The 16,557-nt window shown below is 50.9% G+C and carries 24 protein-coding genes; 17 read left to right on the top strand and 7 right to left on the bottom strand.

All coding sequences use genetic code 11. The annotated features are described in order from the left end of the window. The first annotated feature begins 118 nt into the window (after positions 1–118). Complete coding sequence (locus AVO41_RS08110; protein ID WP_068585390.1) at positions 119–328, top strand: cold-shock protein; 210 nt, start codon at positions 119–121, stop codon at positions 326–328. A gap of 95 nt (positions 329–423) precedes the next feature. Here AVO41_RS08110 and AVO41_RS10865 read toward each other — a convergent pair whose 3' ends face one another. Continuing rightward, the gene (locus AVO41_RS10865; RefSeq protein WP_235584705.1) at positions 424–591 is read right to left on the bottom strand and encodes a hypothetical protein; all 168 of its coding nucleotides are present in this window, start codon (positions 589–591) and stop codon (positions 424–426) included. Between the two features lie 41 nt (positions 592–632). Then, a complete protein-coding gene (locus AVO41_RS10870; protein WP_235584706.1) occupies positions 633–926 on the bottom strand; it encodes a hypothetical protein in 294 nt (97 codons plus the stop codon). 222 nt (positions 927–1,148) lie between these two features. Between AVO41_RS10870 and AVO41_RS08120 the strand changes: the two genes are divergently transcribed. The 15 genes from AVO41_RS08120 (at position 1,149) to AVO41_RS08185 (ending at position 11,916) form a co-directional block, all read left to right on the top strand. After that, complete coding sequence (locus AVO41_RS08120; protein WP_068585393.1) at positions 1,149–2,561, top strand: form I ribulose bisphosphate carboxylase large subunit; 1,413 nt, start codon at positions 1,149–1,151, stop codon at positions 2,559–2,561. Between the two features lie 45 nt (positions 2,562–2,606). Then, the gene (locus tag AVO41_RS08125) at positions 2,607–2,951 is read left to right on the top strand and encodes a ribulose bisphosphate carboxylase small subunit (protein WP_068585396.1); all 345 of its coding nucleotides are present in this window, start codon (positions 2,607–2,609) and stop codon (positions 2,949–2,951) included. A 40-nt stretch (positions 2,952–2,991) separates the two neighbouring features. After that, positions 2,992–5,118, top strand: coding sequence for a CsoS2 family carboxysome shell protein (locus tag AVO41_RS08130; RefSeq protein WP_068585398.1), 2,127 nt, complete (start codon positions 2,992–2,994; stop codon positions 5,116–5,118). A gap of 61 nt (positions 5,119–5,179) precedes the next feature. Next, on the top strand, positions 5,180–6,694 hold the full coding sequence (locus AVO41_RS08135; protein WP_068586062.1) for a carboxysome shell carbonic anhydrase: 1,515 nt from the start codon (positions 5,180–5,182) through the stop codon (positions 6,692–6,694). Position 6,695: 1 nt separating this feature from the next. Further along, positions 6,696–6,950, top strand: coding sequence for a carboxysome peptide A (locus AVO41_RS08140; RefSeq protein ID WP_068585400.1), 255 nt, complete (start codon positions 6,696–6,698; stop codon positions 6,948–6,950). Beyond that, entirely contained in the window at positions 6,947–7,207 is a 261-nt protein-coding gene (locus AVO41_RS08145; protein WP_068585402.1) for a carboxysome peptide B, read from the top strand. The genes AVO41_RS08140 and AVO41_RS08145 overlap by 4 nt, the downstream gene beginning before the upstream one ends. 41 nt (positions 7,208–7,248) lie before the next feature. After that, on the top strand, positions 7,249–7,545 hold the full coding sequence (locus AVO41_RS08150) for a BMC domain-containing protein (RefSeq protein WP_068585404.1): 297 nt from the start codon (positions 7,249–7,251) through the stop codon (positions 7,543–7,545). Between the two features lie 47 nt (positions 7,546–7,592). Beyond that, on the top strand, positions 7,593–7,886 hold the full coding sequence (locus AVO41_RS08155) for a BMC domain-containing protein (RefSeq protein ID WP_028485192.1): 294 nt from the start codon (positions 7,593–7,595) through the stop codon (positions 7,884–7,886). Positions 7,887–7,936: 50 nt separating this feature from the next. Beyond that, positions 7,937–8,224, top strand: coding sequence for a BMC domain-containing protein (locus AVO41_RS08160; RefSeq protein WP_068585407.1), 288 nt, complete (start codon positions 7,937–7,939; stop codon positions 8,222–8,224). A gap of 139 nt (positions 8,225–8,363) precedes the next feature. Further along, positions 8,364–8,840, top strand: a complete 477-nt coding sequence (locus AVO41_RS08165; protein ID WP_153003512.1) for a bacterioferritin — start codon at positions 8,364–8,366, stop codon at positions 8,838–8,840. Beyond that, positions 8,837–9,106: a 4a-hydroxytetrahydrobiopterin dehydratase gene (locus AVO41_RS08170; protein WP_068585413.1), complete on the top strand. Its 270-nt coding sequence runs from the start codon at positions 8,837–8,839 to the stop codon at positions 9,104–9,106. The genes AVO41_RS08165 and AVO41_RS08170 overlap by 4 nt, the downstream gene beginning before the upstream one ends. A gap of 11 nt (positions 9,107–9,117) precedes the next feature. Further along, the gene (locus AVO41_RS10715) at positions 9,118–9,378 is read left to right on the top strand and encodes a hypothetical protein (protein WP_153003513.1); all 261 of its coding nucleotides are present in this window, start codon (positions 9,118–9,120) and stop codon (positions 9,376–9,378) included. A gap of 205 nt (positions 9,379–9,583) precedes the next feature. After that, positions 9,584–10,600: a sodium-dependent bicarbonate transport family permease gene (locus AVO41_RS08175; RefSeq protein WP_068585416.1), complete on the top strand. Its 1,017-nt coding sequence runs from the start codon at positions 9,584–9,586 to the stop codon at positions 10,598–10,600. Positions 10,601–10,609: 9 nt separating this feature from the next. Beyond that, positions 10,610–10,921 carry a hypothetical protein gene (locus tag AVO41_RS08180; RefSeq protein WP_068585419.1) on the top strand — a complete coding sequence of 104 codons (312 nt, stop codon included), beginning with the start codon at positions 10,610–10,612 and terminating at the stop codon, positions 10,919–10,921. 38 nt (positions 10,922–10,959) lie between these two features. Continuing rightward, positions 10,960–11,916 (top strand): LysR family transcriptional regulator, encoded by a 957-nt coding sequence (locus AVO41_RS08185; protein WP_068585422.1) that lies wholly within the window; start codon positions 10,960–10,962, stop codon positions 11,914–11,916. 80 nt (positions 11,917–11,996) lie between these two features. On the opposite strand, the gene AVO41_RS08190 is transcribed toward AVO41_RS08185, so the two are convergent. Next, positions 11,997–12,629: a BMC domain-containing protein gene (locus tag AVO41_RS08190; RefSeq protein WP_068585426.1), complete on the bottom strand. Its 633-nt coding sequence runs from the start codon at positions 12,627–12,629 to the stop codon at positions 11,997–11,999. 17 nt (positions 12,630–12,646) lie between these two features. After that, positions 12,647–13,249 (bottom strand): RdgB/HAM1 family non-canonical purine NTP pyrophosphatase, encoded by a 603-nt coding sequence (gene rdgB / locus AVO41_RS08195; protein ID WP_068585430.1) that lies wholly within the window; start codon positions 13,247–13,249, stop codon positions 12,647–12,649. A gap of 629 nt (positions 13,250–13,878) precedes the next feature. Between rdgB and AVO41_RS08200 the strand changes: the two genes are divergently transcribed. Beyond that, complete coding sequence (locus AVO41_RS08200) at positions 13,879–14,748, top strand: alpha/beta hydrolase (RefSeq protein WP_068585433.1); 870 nt, start codon at positions 13,879–13,881, stop codon at positions 14,746–14,748. 22 nt (positions 14,749–14,770) lie between these two features. On the opposite strand, the gene AVO41_RS08205 is transcribed toward AVO41_RS08200, so the two are convergent. The 3 genes from AVO41_RS08205 to AVO41_RS08215 form a co-directional block, all read right to left on the bottom strand. Next, on the bottom strand, positions 14,771–15,574 hold the full coding sequence (locus AVO41_RS08205) for a DUF6279 family lipoprotein (protein ID WP_235584724.1): 804 nt from the start codon (positions 15,572–15,574) through the stop codon (positions 14,771–14,773). Positions 15,575–15,683: 109 nt separating this feature from the next. Then, a complete protein-coding gene (locus AVO41_RS08210) occupies positions 15,684–16,070 on the bottom strand; it encodes a tetratricopeptide repeat protein (RefSeq protein ID WP_068585439.1) in 387 nt (128 codons plus the stop codon). 105 nt (positions 16,071–16,175) lie between these two features. Continuing rightward, positions 16,176–16,550 carry a DUF2237 family protein gene (locus AVO41_RS08215; RefSeq protein ID WP_068585444.1) on the bottom strand — a complete coding sequence of 125 codons (375 nt, stop codon included), beginning with the start codon at positions 16,548–16,550 and terminating at the stop codon, positions 16,176–16,178. Positions 16,551–16,557: the final 7 nt, after the last annotated feature.

The following is a 16,557-nucleotide window of genomic DNA, read 5'->3' on the forward strand; positions in this document are numbered from 1 at the left end:
TTACAGACGCGAAAAGTAAGTATAATGAATTCACCTGCTTTTGAATGGCGCAGAAGTCTTGTGGGCTTTTAGCCGGTCAGAGTCAGGGGTATTTATTATGTAGGTATAAGGAAAAAGCATGTCTGATTTAACTCAAGGTACCGTCAAGTGGTTTAACGATGAGAAAGGCTTCGGTTTCATCGAGCAGGAAGGCGGCAAAGACGTCTTCGTTCATTTCTCAGCGATTAACGGTACTGGCCGTAAAACCCTTTTGGAAGGGCAAACGGTCACTATGGAAGTGACACAAGGTCAAAAAGGCCCACAAGCAGAAAACGTGTCAGTTGTTTAAACACTGATTCGCGCAAGCGAAGCACCTAATGCATTAAGCCCGCTCTTGGTTTGCAAGAGCGGGTTTTTTTATGGGTGAAGCACGCCCGAGGCCGTTTATTCAACCTCGGACAGGCTGAAGAAGCCGCCCTGAATCGACTGGGATCTGTCCAGGGCGCTCAGCCCTTTGACATTGCGTATAATCAGCCAGACCAACCACCATAAAAACACCAGCCAGCCAATCATAATGGGCATCAGAAGCGTGCCGATCAATAAATAGACCAAGCCATACCAGAAGGTCGCGATTTGAAAGCGGTAGTGCGACGTCAGCCATGCAGGGGTATCGGCGTCACCTTTTTTACATAAGCCATAACCAGGCCGATCAGGGCTGTGATGCCGGTGAAAAAACCGGCGAAATAAAGCACATAAATGACTTTGGCCAGGGTGGTATCGGGCGCCGTTGCCGTTTCAGGTGGATGCATTGATTTCTCCATTTGGTGTGTGGAAAATTTAAATGTAGTGCGTATATCTACGATTCTAGCTTTTGTGTCGGCAAAAAGGGAATGAAAACAAAAATGCACGGAATTTGACGGTTGAATGAAATCTAAGAAATCTTGCATTTCATTTCTTTTTTTAGGTTAAAGTAGTGGGCCTACGGCAAATTATGACCGTCGAAATTTGACTCAATCCCCACGGGGCAGGGCTTTTTGATGTGTTGCAGTGAAACCATAGGTAATGCTCTATCTTTTTAATCAAGACTTTCAATTAGTCACGATGGGTGACATTCCCTATGATAGCGCTGTAATTCAACACGACCCTTTTAACCATAAAGGAGCAACATTATGGCAAATCAAACCTTTGATGCGGGTGTAAAAGACTATCAACTCACTTACTGGGTGCCAGATTACGTGCCTTTGGACACGGATCTGCTGGCCTGTTTTAAAGTCGTTCCACAGGAAGGTGTTCCTCGTGAAGAAGCTGCAGCAGCTGTTGCCGCGGAATCTTCTACCGGTACCTGGACCACGGTCTGGACTGACCTGTTGACTGACATGGAATATTACAAAGGCCGTGCGTATCGAATTGAAGACGTACCGGGTGATAAAGAAGCGTTCTACGCGTTCATCGCTTACCCGCTGGACCTGTTTGAAGAAGGGTCGGTTGTAAACGTTCTGACTTCATTGGTTGGTAACGTATTCGGCTTTAAGGCCGTTCGTTCTCTGCGTCTGGAAGACTTGCGTTTCCCAGTTGCCTTTATCAAGACATGCATGGGGCCACCAAGTGGTATCCAGGTTGAGCGTGATAAGCTGAACAAGTACGGCCGTCCAATGTTGGGTGCAACCATCAAGCCAAAACTGGGTCTGTCTGCGAAAAACTATGGCCGTGCGGTTTATGAGTGTTTGCGCGGTGGTTTGGACTTGACCAAAGATGATGAGAACGTGAACTCTCAGCCATTCATGCGCTGGCAGAACCGTTTTGAATTTGTCGCGGAAGCTGTGCATAAAGCGACCGATGAGACTGGTGAGCGTAAAGGTCACTATCTTAACGTAACAGCGGCGGATTCTGAGCAAATGATCGAGCGTGCTGAATTTGCGAAAGAGCTGGGCATGCCAATCATCATGCACGATTTCTTGACAGCTGGTTTCACTGCCAACACGTCACTGGCAAAGTGGTGTCGTAACAACGGCGTACTGCTGCACATTCACCGTGCCATGCACGCGGTAATTGACCGTAACCCACGTCACGGTATCCACTTCCGTGTACTGGCAAAATGTCTGCGTCTGTCAGGCGGTGATCACCTGCACACTGGTACCGTTGTAGGTAAGCTGGAAGGTGACCGTGCGTCAACGCTTGGTTTTGTTGACCAGTTGCGTGAAGCGTTTGTACCAGAAGATCGTTCACGTGGTGTTTTCTTCGATCAGGACTGGGGTTCAATGCCTGGTGTGTTCGCAGTTGCATCCGGTGGTATCCACGTATGGCACATGCCTGCGCTGGTAAACATTTTTGGTGACGATTCCGTTCTGCAGTTTGGTGGCGGTACTCAGGGTCACCCAGGTGGTAACGCGGCAGGTGCTGCGGCAAACCGTGTTGCGCTGGAAGCGTGTGTGAAAGCACGTAACGAAGGGCGTGACCTGGAGCGTGAAGGTGGTGACATTCTGCGTGATGCCGCACGTCACAGCAAGGAACTGGCAACAGCGCTGGAAACTTGGAAAGAAATCAAGTTTGAATTCGACACTGTTGACAAGTTGGATGCTTAATCCCTTGCTAAGCCTAAATTGATTGAATTTTAAAGGAGCAGAATTATGTCAGCGTTACACACCGATGATTATCGTACTCAGTACACTCTGGAAACTTTCTCGTTTTTGCCAGATCTGACAGCCGATGAAATCTTTGACCAGGTTGTTTACATCATCAACCAGGGATGGACACCATCCATTGAGCATGATAAGCCTGAGAACGCCGCGGCGCACTACTGGGGTATGTGGAAATTGCCTTTCTTTGGCATGCGCGACCCAATGGAAGTATTGGCTGAAATTGAAGCCTGTCGTCAAGCTTACCCAGACCACTTGATTCGTCTGGTTGGTTATGACAACTACACTCAGTCTCAAGGTCATAACTTTGTGGTATATCGCCCACGAGGCATGTAAGCGACCTTTCAGGCCAATTTAATGAATACAGGAGGCCAATATGAGTGAACAGGCAATTGTCTCCAGTGGTCGGGAAAAGGCGCTGGCACGTCGCAAAGCCTTGATTCAGGGGAAAGCTGGTGCGGCATCACGTCCGTCACAAGCGGCCCCGGCTCAAGCTTCAACCAGCGATGTGTCGCCTTCCAAAGTGCAAGCGACACGACCAAAAGCCAGCGTGGCACCGTCATCGGTTCAGCCAAATGGCAGTGGTCGTGAAGCCTCCAAGGCACGCCGTGATGCATTGATCAAGGGGAAATCCCGCGGTCAGGCGTCACAAAGCGGCCAAGAACTGGAAGTAGATAACATGCAAGCAACCTGGCACCCAAAAGCCAAAGCGAAGGCCATGGCCAAGCAAGCTGAACAAACGCTTCAGACGAAGCAGGTCGAGGCATCGGATGATGCCGGGACTGCCAAGCCGGATTTGGGCGCAATGCGTCCAAGTGCCAGCAAGGATTCTCGTCAGAAGCGGGTGGCGCAGAAGGCGGAAGCCTCTCAACAGCCACAAGGCCGTTTGATGTCGAAAGCGTATCGTCAGGCTCGCTCAAATGGCAAGAGCGCGGAGCAGGCATTCCGTAATAAAAGTGGTCATTCTGCTGCCAAGGCACGTATGGCCAACCCGGATGCCAGCAGTCGTGAGATTGCCAAGCAAGTGCGAGCTGAACGTTGCTCAAAAGGTAAGACAGCTTGTAAGGCCAGTCCCAGGCCTCGCTCAGAGCAGCCAATGAAAAGCAAGGAAGCTCCGAGTAAGGTTGGCGAATCCAAGACCGGTGGTGGGCAGACCATGACCGGCTCTCAGACTGGTCGGTCTGACTCGGTAACCGGCGTTGAGTCAGGTTACTGTCAGAAAGTCAGTGGCACGGAATACCTCGGAACCGAGGAGTTCGGTCAGTACTGTCAGACAGAATACAGCTCGGCACCTGCAAAAGTCAGTCGCTCACAGACCACGCGTGGTCAGAGCGTGAGCGGTAGCTCCATCGGTTTCGGCCAGGGAGTGACCGGTAATGAATCAGGCGTTTGTGCTGGGGTAACCGGTACCGATTATCTGCCTGCGGATCAGAGCGATCTGTTCTGCAACACAGGATCGGCGGCAAAACCTCAGGCCCCGCAGAAGGTGACACAGTCGACGACTGCCAAAGGCACGTCGTTGACTGGCGTAAATGTTTCAGCGGTAAAGCCACGAGACGAAGACCGAGCGCGTCCAACTGTAACCGGTGAGGAAACGGGTTACTGTGCCAATGTAACGGGCACGGGTTATCAGGACTCCGGCAGTGTGCGTGAAGTCTGTCAGATGGAACCGCCTGCCGCCGCCAACAAAGTCATGTATGGCCAGACCAGTAAAGGTCAGTCAGTCAGTGGTGATCGTGCCGGTGGCAGTTCAGACATGACGGGAGCGGAAGCAGGTCATTGTTCAGCTGTGACTGGAACGCCCTACATGGACGCTCTGGAAACACGCAAAACCTGCTCGACCGATGATCAAGCTCAGATGGCTCAGCGCCAACCTCAGCGTTCCGCGTTCGGCGGGCATGCTGTGAGTGGTGTGCAGCCAGGACCTGCCGGTGTAACAGGTGGCCAGAAAGGCGCTTGTCAGACCGTTTCAGGTACGGCATATCAGGGCCATGACCAAACGGTTGCACAGTGTGATGTCACAGCCGTTGCCGAGCCGGGTGATCCTGACTTTCCAACTGTGATGCAAGGCAATGCCGTTGCGGTTGGTCAGTCTGAATCGGCACCAAGCCAGATTACGGGTGCGTTTTCGAGTGCTCAGGGTAAAGTGACCGGTGATAATGAGAACACGACGTCGCGGACCATTCGTCCAAACCGATCGCCTTCTCAGTCACCCGCGGCGCGTAACGCGGTTGCTTCCTCCGTTACTGGCGAAGGCAGCGATCAGGGATCATCCATTACCGGAGATTCCTGGGGCCGAGGTCCTCGCGTATCGGGCACGGAAGGTCCATGGGCTAACAACCGTAACGCATCCATTCGGGGCGATCAGTCGCAGGCATTTAACCATGCTGCCGATTATCGCAAAACCATGGGGCCGGAAGTGGACAACAGTCCGATTACCGGATCCAGCGGTAATACTGAAACCGGTGCGACCGTCACCCTGTCTGGTGGGGCGAGAGCTTAACCAGTAAGGAACGTATGGGAGTTAAGTCAGTATGAATCCGGCCAGAGTCAGACAGAAATCAATGTTTTGGCGCAAGGTGGCAGCGCCGGTAAAAACCGGCGCAACACCGGGTCAGATGCAGAAATCGTCCGTAACCTCTGTGCATTCAGCACCGATGGGGCGGAGTGATCATGCTTTGGTAAATACTCGTCGTAATCAGCTATTAAGAGATTACGAGCTAAATACCAAGGCAGGTTTTGATGACCTGGAAGGGATTCTGAAGCGTGTGGCCAGCTGGCAGAATGAAGAGGATTTTGTGGTCAAAGCGCAGGCTTTGGTCCAGTCCGAATTTGGCTGGCAGTGGCCGGAATCGTTATTGACTGATGCTTGGAAAACAGGCCTCAACGTGAAAGCGTTGTATGCCTACGGGATCTTTAAACAATTTGAACGTCTTTCGCAGGATTTTTATCAGCTGAATCCATTGCAGGACGAGCAGGAAGCGGTGGCCAAGCAAGCGTTTATGGCGGCCGGTTTTCATGCCGTCGGGGTTGCACCGTGTGCAGATGGACGCCTGGCACATACCGTTAGTTATGTGTTGCGTCTGCCTCACAACATGGTTCGCCGCAAGGCGCATGCGGGTGTGATGTTTGATGTGAGTGAAAGTGTCCGTCACTGGGTATTTGTTGAGCACGATCGTTTCCGGGAGGGAATTCCCAATCCGGCGACCGAGTCAACACGTTACTTGAAGATTGCTGTTTATCACTACTCAGACAAAGACCCTAACCACCAAGGTTGTGCAGCGCATGGCAGTGATGAGAAGAAAGCGGCGGCCGCGGCGCTTCAAAGGCTAGAAGATTTTCAGCAAGCCATTGAAAACCGCTTCGGTTGTGGTTCTCGAGTGGAACCGATGTTGCTCGGGTTGAACACCGATAATGACAGCCTGAAAGTGCATTTGCCGAATCAGGAAGGTCAGTTGTGTTTGGCTCGCTACATCAAAACAGAGACATTGTTTGATCAAACCGCAGGCTGGCCAGCGGATCAAGCCAGAGCCTATTTAAAAGAAGCCATGCAACAACTTGCGGAGCAGGCTGGAAGTTCTGCTCCAAATGATTCCATGCAGGATTTGTTGGCTTGGTTGATAGAGCAGAATTTTTCTCAGATTGCGTACGTTCGACAGTATGAGAAAGGGTTGTATGCCGACATCGGCCATGCAGAACGCTTTATCGGGCTGGGTAATGGTTTCGAAGAGGTTCAGCTCAGAAATCTGAGTTATTACGGGTTTCTGGATACATTGGAAGAAGGCGCACCGGATGTTGACGTTGGGATCAAGATTTTTAAAGGTCTGAACGTTCATCGCGGGTTGCCTGCTCCTGTGATTATCCGTTGTGATTATGACGGACGCGTCCCGGGATCCCGTACACGGGCATTGGAAAAAGCTCGCCGGATTGAACAGGCGCTGCATCAACGATACAGCGAATTGTCCGAAAAAGGTGAGTTGACCAGTTTATGCACGTTACGGGATCATCAACGGGCGGTCCCTTGTGAAATGGTTTCCATGCGGCTCTCACCCACTTGGGCAGAGCAGTACGAGGTGTGACATGAAGATATTTAAAGTGATCAAAACTTTGGTCTCAACCAACCGGATTGCCACACTGGAACACAAACCACTGCTGGTGGTCACCGACAAGGAAGGGGGGACGCCTCAAGTCGCCGTTGACCCTGTCGGTTGCACACCAGGGGACTGGGTATTGTGTGTCGGTTCTTCTGCCGCTCGAGATGCCAGTGGGGTTAAAGGTTACCCCAGTGATCTGACGATTGTGGGCATTATCGATAAATGGGAGCCAGAAGCATGATGATTCATCAGGTTAAGCAGACCTTGGTGATGACCCGGCGACTGGAAGGGCTGGGGCAACTGTCCATCAAGGTGTTGCACAGCTTAAACGGCGAAACGGTTGTGGCGATGGACCCGATTGGGGTCAAGCCTGGAGACTGGATTTTTACCATCGCCAATTCGGCTGCCAGAACGGCAGCGGGCGATGACAAATTATTAACAGATTTAACGATTGCCGGCATTATTGACCGGACATCGTGCGATTTTTTAAGTGCCTAGACAGGTTTTTGTAAGAGTGTAAAGAGTAGTAGGAGGTATTTATGTCTGATAACTACGGTATTGCGTTGGGAATGATTGAAACACGTGGTCTGGTGCCTGCCATCGAAGCAGCGGATGCCATGACCAAAGCGTCTGAAGTACGTTTGGTGAGTCGTGATTTCGTCGGCGGCGGTTATGTTACTGTGATGGTTCGCGGTGAAACCGGTGCCGTTAACGCAGCGGTTCGTGCCGGTGCAGACGCATGTGAGCGTGTAGGTGACGGTCTGGTAGCCGCACACATCATCGCGCGTCCTCACAAAGAAGTTGAGCCAGTCTTGGCGACGATTGAAAACAAATAATTCATTATTTTGCCGTCGTTAAGACGGCTTTTACAGGAGAAATGACAATGAGTACTGAATATGGAATTGCCCTGGGCATGATTGAAACACGTGGTTTGGTTCCAGCGATCGAAGCCGCTGATGCGATGACCAAGGCCGCTGAAGTTCGCTTGGTAAGCCGTGACTTCGTTGGTGGTGGCTATGTAACAGTCATGGTTCGTGGTGAGACAGGGGCTGTCAACGCTGCGGTTCGTGCTGGTGCGGACGCTTGTGAACGTGTCGGTGACGGTCTGGTTGCTGCGCACATCATCGCACGCCCACATAAAGAAGTTGAGCCAGTACTGGCGACCATCGAAAAGTAATTGATTCATAGGTAATGAAGGGCGACAGCCATTAAATTAGGAGAAACACCATGAGCACGGAATATGGAATTGCTTTGGGCATGATTGAAACGCGTGGTCTGGTACCAGCGATTGAAGCGGCCGATGCCATGACTAAGGCGGCGGAAGTTCGCCTGGTCAGCCGCGATTTTGTTGGCGGTGGCTATGTCACCGTGATGGTTCGCGGCGAAACCGGTGCAGTGAACGCTGCAGTTCGCGCCGGCGCAGACGCTTGCGAACGCGTTGGTGATGGTTTAGTGGCGGCCCACATTATCGCGCGTCCACACAAAGAGGTGGAGCCGGTATTGACCACCAAGTGATCAATCTCAGTAATCAATCGGGTCGCTCTTTCAGAGCGGCTCAAGTGATGGAGACCCAATTATGAGAGCGTTCAGTCGAACCCCCGGTAGCGTTATGCCCGGGATCGGACAGCATCCGAGATATCGGCAGAATCAGTCAATGGATCCACGTATCCTAGGGTTTCTGGGTCGGGCCATGAGTCTGGAGTTCAGTGCAGGGCAGCATTATATGGCGCAGTCTTCACTTGCCAAGCAACGTCAGGAATCACAGTTCGCTGATGACTTCCTGGCCTTGGCGAATGAAGAGTTTCGTCATGCTTCCATGCTAACGGATCGTTTGGTTGCGCACGGCGCGCTTCCGTCCGGTTCGGTTCTCCAGCCTGCCATGCCGGCTGTGGATGTGGTGGAATCATTGCAAACTTGTGCTGAGCACGAGGCAGGCCTGATTGATCTGTATGCACAGGCACAGGCTTGGTGCGCCAATGTAGGGGCTCAGGATGATCTGGCTTTGTTTACTCAACTGTTACAGGAAGAGCAGGCTCAGCTTCAGCGCATTCAGCAATGGTTGGCGGCCTATCAGCCTCCCATGCAACAGCCCATGCAAGCCATGAACCAGAACCCCAGGAGCTTTGTATGACCCTTTCCGACAACAGCCCATGGAAAGTAAAGCAACGTCCCGCGAGTATGGAAGCCAAGTTTATTTTTGACTCCTATGAGCAGTTGCGCACTTTCCTGGATGATGTCGCGGAACAGGCCGAAGCCCTGTCGCATCATCCCAATGTCAGTTTTGGCCGGGATTATGCGTCTCTGGTGATCTATTCACAGGACGGCGAGTTGACTGACCTGGATTACCAATTGGCGGAGCGTATCGAAGCCGGTTTTCAAAAAGTCCAACAAGGATAAGGAGAACGAGGATGGCGCAGGCAAACAAAACAGATGCGACGAATCAGAAACCATCTCAGCCGCAAAAAACGCCGAATCAATCGACGGCTTCCAAGGCAGTAAAGGCGTCAAGCACGCCCAAGCCGACAACCAGAAAAGCACCTGCCAAAAGCAGTCGCTCAAGCGTGGGATCAGCTTCTAAAGAAGCTTCGAAGTCCACTACGGCCCAGCAGCCTGAATCGGCGGCAACGGCCACAGTGATGACCACACAACCACGTGTCTGGCCAGATTAAGATTTTTTATTTAAGTCTTAGCGATTGGCGCTGATTTAATCAGCGCCTTTTTTTTATCTGAAAGAAATGCTCGATTAATAAGAGCTTGAATGTTAGTGTTTCTTGTTATTGGTAATTTGCTATGAGTTCCAGTTGCAATATCAATTTTATTTCTTGACACGGGCGCTCTAAGATTAAACGCAGTCAATTGTAATGGAGAGACGTCATGGGCTTAGATAGTTTGTTAATACCGGCAGTCTTGTTCTTTCTGCTGGGGGTTATCGCTCAGCTAGTTAATTCGGATTTGAAGTTTCCAGAAGGCATGTCAAAGGGGATGTCCCTTTATCTGCTGATGGCCATTGGTCTTAAAGGCGGGGCGGAATTAGCTAACTCCGATCTGTTTGTGGCCATGAATGCAATTTTCTGGGCCATCGTGCTCGGTTTTGTGATTCCGATCATTGGTTATGCGTTGTTGCGATTCCGCAACAAAATTGACCCGATGAACGCGGCTGCGATCACCGCTCATTACGGCTCGGTCAGTGCCGGGACATTTTTGACGGCGATTGCCTTTCTTGAAGCGTCCGGTGTGACCCATGAAAGTTATCCAATCATTATGATGGTAATGATGGAATCTCCGGCGATTATCATTGGTCTGGTGTTGGCCGCTATGGCTCGTAAACGCTTGGCTGCTGACAAAATCGGTGCAGATGGTACCGCCGCGATGGGGCAGGCTGAAGCGCCCAAGACTGATTGGGGCCCCTTGCTCAAAGATGCCTTTACCAACGGCAGTGTACTTTTGTTGCTTGGGGCTTTGATCATCGGTGCCATTGTGCCGCCTGAGGCCATGAAAACCCTGTACCCATTTACCAAAGAAATTTTCATGGGTGTGTTGTGTCTGTTCCTGCTTGAAATGGGGATGGTTGCAGCCAAACGTCTGGACAGCTTCAAGAAAGTCGGCGGAACCCTCATTGCCTTTGGTATTATTATGCCTTTGATTGGCGGTTTCATCGGTGTGTTTGTCGGTCACAGCATGTTGGGCTTCAGTGTCGGTGGTACCTTATTGGTTGCGATACTCAGTGCCAGTGCGTCCTACATCGCTGTGCCACCAGTGATGCGTTTTGGCGTACCAGAGGCGAACCCGTCTTATTACTTGGCGTTGTCGCTTGGGATTACCTTTCCCTTCAACGTTGTGGTCGGGATTCCGCTCTTTTATCAAGTCAGTCAATGGTATGTCGGGGGTTAAGGGGGTAATATGACGATTCCAACCTGTTCTGAAAAAATGTTGCAAGTGATTGCGTCCACCGGCCTGGAAAGACGGATTAAACGAATCCTGAGCGAAACCGGGGTCAGTGGGTATACCCTGTTTGATGTCCGTGGGGATGGGGAAACCGGCTTTCACAGCTCTGAAATTGAAGGCGATGGCAATGTCATGTTTATGATTATCCTGCCGGAGTCAAAAATTGAGCCAGTCTTTGAAAAGCTTGAAGTGTTTGAAAAGCAGGGCCATCACCTGATGGTGTTTGCTTCGGATGTGTCAGTCATGACTCGCTCAAAATTTGCCTGAAGCCATTGCAGCAGGCTAAATGATTCAGGGAGGCCGTTATGGCTCAAGAAGTACCCGATTATGCCCAGCATCATCGTTTGATGAGGCATACATCGCTAAGGCAGCTACAGATTTTTGAGTCCGTCGCGCGCAACCTGAGTTTTACCAAGGCAGCAGAAGAGCTGCATTTAACTCAGCCGACGGTTTCCGCTCAGATAAAAGGCCTGTCAGAAGCGGTCGAAATGCCGCTTTATGAACAGATCGGGCGAAGCATTTATTTGACCGATGTGGGACGAGAGGTTGCTCTGAGTTGTCGTGCCATTCTCAATACGTTTGCCAATCTGGAAATGACGCTGGACGACTTTCGAGGCAAAACTCGGGGTCGCCTGCGGGTAGCAGTGGTCACCACGGCCAAATATTTTGCCCCCCTTGCTTTGGGTGAATTTTGTAAGGATTACCCGGAAATTGACATCGAGCTGTCGGTGGCAAACCGGGAAAACCTCTACAAGCGCATTGAAAATAACCTTGATGACCTCTACATCGTCGGACAGGTGCCGACCACTCATCTGGATCTGGAAATTTATCCGTTTGCCCCCAACCCTTTGGTGCCCATCGCGCATCGGGAGCATCCGTTGGTGGGGAAAAGCCGCATTTCCTTGAAACGTCTGGCCAAAGAACCCTTTATCATGCGTGAACCGGGGTCTGGGATCCGGTCGGCGATTGAAGGGCGTTTTTCACAGCAGAAGCTCAGCTTGAACGAACGTTTGGTGCTGGACAGTAATGAGGCGCTCAAGCACGCCGTAGCCGGCGGACTGGGGGTCTCAGTGGTGTCTCAGCATGCCCTCAATCTTGAAAGTGAGGATGGGCCGCTGGCGATACTGGATGTAGAAGGCTTTCCAATTGAGAAAGAATGGAACCTTGTCTACCCGCGGGGCAAGTCCATGTCGATCATCAGTGAAGCGTTTTTTGACTTTCTGCGTCAGAAAGGCACCAGTTATCTGAGATTGAAGCCTTAAACCTGAAGGATGAATAAAAAAAAACCGGCCTTAGCCGGTTTTTTTATTGGCATATTGATTGCGCCGAGACGGTAAAACGTTTATCGGGGGCGTACGCGTGCTTCGGCATTGATTTGATTGAGCGCGCGTTCGGCGGCCTGAACGGCTTCGTTGATGTCCCCGTCGCGACCGGCCATCAGCAGGCGACCATAAGCCCCCACGGCTCTGGCTTCCACCAGCGTCACATTGGCGGCTTTCTCAGCTTCATTCGCAGCGTGAACTATGTAGCCGGCCGGCTCGCATTCCATAATCAGCATGCTCTGGCCAGGCAGGATCATGGACCCTCTGCGATTATCGCGATTGATCAACGTTGCATGGTCCGGGGTCACGCCTCGGATCACTTCTTTCCACATGATTTGGCAGGCCTGGCGTGTGGTGTGTTCCGTCTGCAGATATTGCAAAACCTGATCACCGGACGTCAGCACGTCACTCTGATTGCGATGGTGAATCACCATGGACCCATAAGCGCGTTCCACAATCTGCTGGCCCAGATGCACATTGGAGGCTTTCAACGCAATGTCGGACAACCGATGCACGGCCATGCCAGGCGCGACTTCCATCCAAAGACAGGTGTCGCCTGGCACGGGCAGAAAGCCCAGCGAGGCCGTGCCCATATAGGCGGCCAGCTGCGGCTGCAGCGAATCCAGAAAAACGTAGGTGCGTAATTCGATCATAAAGTTACCAGGCCTGGTTAAAACAGACTCATTAATTGTTCAAACGCTTTGGCTCTCTGATCCAGTCGATGTTTTTCGTTCAAGGTCATCTCCGAGGGCGTTTTCAAGTGCTGTGGCAGCCAGAAAATCGGGTCATAACCGACGCCGTCCCGGGTGCGCGTTTGCATTAGGATTTCTCCATGCCAGCGACAGGTCACTACTTTGGGTTCTGAATCTTCCGGCGAGTGAATCCAGACCAGCGTTGTGGTCATGTAAGCATCTCGTTGACCAAATGGCAAGCCTGCCATCTGCTCCAATACGGCTTGACGATTCGTTTCATCATCGCTGGGCTGTCCATTGAATTGACTGGCGTAACGTGCCGAAAATAATCCCGGCGCACCGTTCAGTGCCGGTATGACCAGGCCTGAATCATCTGCCAGGGCGGGCAGGCCACTGACTTTGCTGGCCAGCCGGGCTTTTTTGAGTGCGTTTTCAACAAACGTCAATCCATCTTCTTCCACTGATTGCAGGGAAAACTGTGACTGGGGCAAAAGTGTCAGCCCCCAGCGATCCGCCAATGCGTGGAACGCGGCGTGTTTATGCGGATTGTGACCGGCCAAAACCCACGGTTGCCCTGACATACGAACTCACTTGGTCTAAAAATATAACGCTACTCTACTGGCTTTGCCTGCAAAGTGGAAATTGAATTTTATGTACTGACATATAGTGAATATTCTATGCATAAAATTGAGACATGTTGAGAGAAATAAAGTTTTACATTATGTATAAGATCTGTATCATCAATGGTGAAGCTTTGTTTCAACCGCTCAATTATAAGGAGGGCGTATGCGACCTCATGACTTGATCGTTAATGGCGTTTATTTCGGTGCTCAAGCGGTGTTGGTTCTGACTTCCATTGTGATGTTGGCGTTATCCATGCGAGCACTTTGACTATAAGTAAGGCTTTTGTACCGGTCATTGTTGTTGACGCTTTTTTCATCACAGGTGGTGAAATGAAGTGCTCACACTGACTTAGGGTTCTTTTACCCGAATCATGCACCGGTTTATCCACAGTCTCTGTGTAAAACCACGACTTGACCGAAACGCAGAGGTCATGGCTTGTGAGGTTATTGGCTGTCAGACGCTGAGTCTTTTGGTCGTGCCTTATGATTTTCCAGATCCATGGATGGCTTATGTTTTTTAACGGGTTTGGATTCAGGTCGTTGTTTCTGGCAATGGGATTAACCGGCAACTTGTTAACTGGAATCCAATGTTATTGAGCATCACCGGGGCCACACTACTGCTGATTGTGGTTTTTCTCTTGGCCGTCCATATTGGCTTCCGGGCGCCTCGTGTGCCCAATGTGCAGTCTCCCAAAGACTTTGGTATGACTTATGATGATAAGACGGTAGAGGGAGAGAATGGCTGTCGCCTTTCTGCCTGGTGGATACCCGCCAATGAGCCGTCCAAGGTGACAGTGATGCTCATGCATGGCTGGGGCGCGAATAAAAGTTTTATGCTGCCCTTAGCGAAGCTTTTGCATCAAAGAGGCATGCATAGTTTTTTGGTTGATGCGCACAACCACGGTGACAGTGATCGACGTGGTGTGTCCACCATGCCAAAATTCGCTGAAGACTTGACCTCGTCCGTGGCATGGTTGCGTGCAGAAAAGCCTGATGCCAGTGAGCAATTAATTCTGCTTGGGCATTCAGTGGGCGCGGCGGCCGCTTTATTGGCGGCGTCAAATGATGAACGGGTTAATGCTGTGATCAGTCTGGCCAGCTTTGCGCATCCCAAGTGGGTCATGCAGCGACAGCTAAGACGGATAGACTGGGTGCCAGGGCTTGTCTGGTTTGTAACTCGTTACGTGCAATGGGTCATTGGCCATCAACTGGATGACATCGCGCCTTTGAGCAGCCTAAAGCGTCTTCGATGCCCGGCCTTGCTCGTTCACGGCGATCGGGACCAAGTGGTTCCCATAACCGATCATAAACAATTATGTCAGGCCGCTGGGGGCGACCAGTTTATTCAGTGTGCGGCCTTAGCGGAGACTGACCATGCCAGTATTGAAAAAATTGAATACCATTTTGAAGAAATCGACTGGTTTATCCAAGCGATTAAACTTAAGCTTCCTCAATGAAGGCGAGTGATTTGTTTTGGCCTTATTCGGACGATTGCTTGGCAAGGGCAAGAAAATCCGATCGATATTCACCGAGTCTGCTAGAAAGGTGTGCCTGCTGTTCCGGCGTTAGTGACGCAACAATCAGAGCGAGGTGCTGAGCAAGCAGTGACCGGTTGCTCTCAAATTGCTGGTTGAGACGCTGGGTCCAAAATCGTTTTCGATCATCAAACAAAGCCACCAGCTGTTGATCCTGATCCGAGTTAAGTGTTTTGAGGGTGCTTGCCATCGCCTCAGTCCATTGCTGTTTTGCGCGAAGCAGTTCTGGCGACATCCAATCCGTAGACTGAGTAAAATCTTCAATCATTGCTTCTTGGTCTTGGGTGACGTCGCCCAACCATTCATCATACATTTCCGTCATCTTTTCAGCGCCCATGCTGCGAGCAGCCGCCTCACCAATATTGACGTACTCTTCGCCATAGTCGATGTTTCTTTGAGTGAGATTTTGAATGAAGTCGTCTTTCTGCTCATGACTAAGGGTTGTCAATAACGGTGCCAAATGTTCCCCAATGCCCAAATAAATTGCATCGATCAGTGCATCCAGTTCGTTTAAAAGGGATTCAATTTGCTCGGGAGAGGTCGGGTCGTGTATTTGGTGGTTCAGCTTTTTGACAAGCGACGCGTAGAGAGGGAGTTGTTGCGTACGGTGCCATGTTATCAGCCGCTCGATTCGATGATCCAGCTGATCTTGCTGATGCGTCTCGATGCTGACATAGTCGTCAATGTACCAGGGCAGAAGCCAGTCGAGTTGATTGTACATAAACCGAGTTGAACAACTGGTGATCATCACGCTCAATCCTAAAAGGACGATCAGTTTAACGAAACGTTTTGTTGGTTGGATTCGAAGCATAAGCACCTTAGGTTGAATGATCACCCGACCCCATTGAGCGGCCGTTTTAATGACCGATTGTTTGATCCAGCCGTTTTAAGTGTCGACACCCGTCCGAGCATCGATTGCTGCAGGCCATACGATACCAGTTTCGGGCCGTTTCCGTATTGGCTTGGACACCCAGGCCCTGCTCATACATTTCGCCCAAATGTGACATAGCGACCGCGTAGTTTTGTTGGGCCGCTTTTTGATACCACTTTAAAGCTTTGGAAAAATCGGTGGGCATGCCGAGCCCTTGGCGATACATTTTGGCAAGACCGAATTGCGCGATGGCGTCACCCTGTAAGGATCGGTGTTTAAAGATCTTAAAGGCTTGTGCATAGTCTTTGTCAGCAAATGCATCGACACCCGCTTGCAGTGACGAGGCGCGGGTTTGCAGTGGCAGCGCCAACATCACTAAACTCCATACTATCAGCATTTTTATACGCACAGGTCCTCCTGGACTCAGATTAAGGTGATCGGCGTGATGGCTGCTTAGTGAGGCACACGCTTATTTAAGCTATTGCACATAGTGTCGCTGCAATATCTCCAGTTCTATGAATTTTAACGCTTTCTCATGAGTCGATTCGGGATACACGGGTGGGGCAACCCCAGCTTCATAGGCCTCACGCCAGCGCAAAGCACACAGACACCATCGATCGCCGGGTTTGAGGCCTGGAAAATCAAATTCGGCTCTGGGTGTGCTCAAATCATTGCCACGGGATTGGGTAAAAGCCAGAAAATCCTGCGTCATTTGCGCACAAACGACATGCGAGCCTTGATCCAGAGAATTGGTTTTGCAAAACCCGTCTCGAAAAAAACCGGTGACGGGTTCGGCACAACAAAGTGCCAAAGGTTGGCCCAGCAGGTTAATTGGTGGTTTATCCGGATTCATTATGACG

The sequence above is a fragment of the Thiomicrospira sp. WB1 genome, assembly GCF_001507535.1.
GTDB lineage: Bacteria > Pseudomonadota > Gammaproteobacteria > Thiomicrospirales > Thiomicrospiraceae > Hydrogenovibrio.

Coding starts and splice junctions, on each gene's coding strand:
- AVO41_RS08170 (WP_068585413.1), top strand. CDS start 8,837: ATGACCCTTTCCGACAACAGCCCATGGAAAGTAAAGCAACGTCCCGCG.
- AVO41_RS08145 (WP_068585402.1), top strand. CDS start 6,947: ATGATGATTCATCAGGTTAAGCAGACCTTGGTGATGACCCGGCGACTG.
- AVO41_RS08210 (WP_068585439.1), bottom strand. CDS start 16,070: ATGTTGGCGCTGCCACTGCAAACCCGCGCCTCGTCACTGCAAGCGGGT.
- AVO41_RS10715 (WP_153003513.1), top strand. CDS start 9,118: ATGGCGCAGGCAAACAAAACAGATGCGACGAATCAGAAACCATCTCAG.
- AVO41_RS08135 (WP_068586062.1), top strand. CDS start 5,180: ATGTTTTGGCGCAAGGTGGCAGCGCCGGTAAAAACCGGCGCAACACCG.
- AVO41_RS08110 (WP_068585390.1), top strand. CDS start 119: ATGTCTGATTTAACTCAAGGTACCGTCAAGTGGTTTAACGATGAGAAA.
- AVO41_RS08130 (WP_068585398.1), top strand. CDS start 2,992: ATGAGTGAACAGGCAATTGTCTCCAGTGGTCGGGAAAAGGCGCTGGCA.
- AVO41_RS08155 (WP_028485192.1), top strand. CDS start 7,593: ATGAGTACTGAATATGGAATTGCCCTGGGCATGATTGAAACACGTGGT.
- AVO41_RS08175 (WP_068585416.1), top strand. CDS start 9,584: ATGGGCTTAGATAGTTTGTTAATACCGGCAGTCTTGTTCTTTCTGCTG.
- AVO41_RS08125 (WP_068585396.1), top strand. CDS start 2,607: ATGTCAGCGTTACACACCGATGATTATCGTACTCAGTACACTCTGGAA.
- AVO41_RS08190 (WP_068585426.1), bottom strand. CDS start 12,629: ATGATCGAATTACGCACCTACGTTTTTCTGGATTCGCTGCAGCCGCAG.
- AVO41_RS08165 (WP_153003512.1), top strand. CDS start 8,364: ATGGATCCACGTATCCTAGGGTTTCTGGGTCGGGCCATGAGTCTGGAG.
- AVO41_RS08200 (WP_068585433.1), top strand. CDS start 13,879: ATGTTATTGAGCATCACCGGGGCCACACTACTGCTGATTGTGGTTTTT.
- AVO41_RS08120 (WP_068585393.1), top strand. CDS start 1,149: ATGGCAAATCAAACCTTTGATGCGGGTGTAAAAGACTATCAACTCACT.
- AVO41_RS08185 (WP_068585422.1), top strand. CDS start 10,960: ATGGCTCAAGAAGTACCCGATTATGCCCAGCATCATCGTTTGATGAGG.
- AVO41_RS08160 (WP_068585407.1), top strand. CDS start 7,937: ATGAGCACGGAATATGGAATTGCTTTGGGCATGATTGAAACGCGTGGT.
- AVO41_RS10870 (WP_235584706.1), bottom strand. CDS start 926: ATGCAAGATTTCTTAGATTTCATTCAACCGTCAAATTCCGTGCATTTT.
- AVO41_RS08140 (WP_068585400.1), top strand. CDS start 6,696: ATGAAGATATTTAAAGTGATCAAAACTTTGGTCTCAACCAACCGGATT.
- AVO41_RS08150 (WP_068585404.1), top strand. CDS start 7,249: ATGTCTGATAACTACGGTATTGCGTTGGGAATGATTGAAACACGTGGT.
- rdgB (WP_068585430.1), bottom strand. CDS start 13,249: ATGTCAGGGCAACCGTGGGTTTTGGCCGGTCACAATCCGCATAAACAC.
- AVO41_RS08205 (WP_235584724.1), bottom strand. CDS start 15,574: ATGATCACCAGTTGTTCAACTCGGTTTATGTACAATCAACTCGACTGG.
- AVO41_RS08215 (WP_068585444.1), bottom strand. CDS start 16,550: ATGAATCCGGATAAACCACCAATTAACCTGCTGGGCCAACCTTTGGCA.
- AVO41_RS08180 (WP_068585419.1), top strand. CDS start 10,610: ATGACGATTCCAACCTGTTCTGAAAAAATGTTGCAAGTGATTGCGTCC.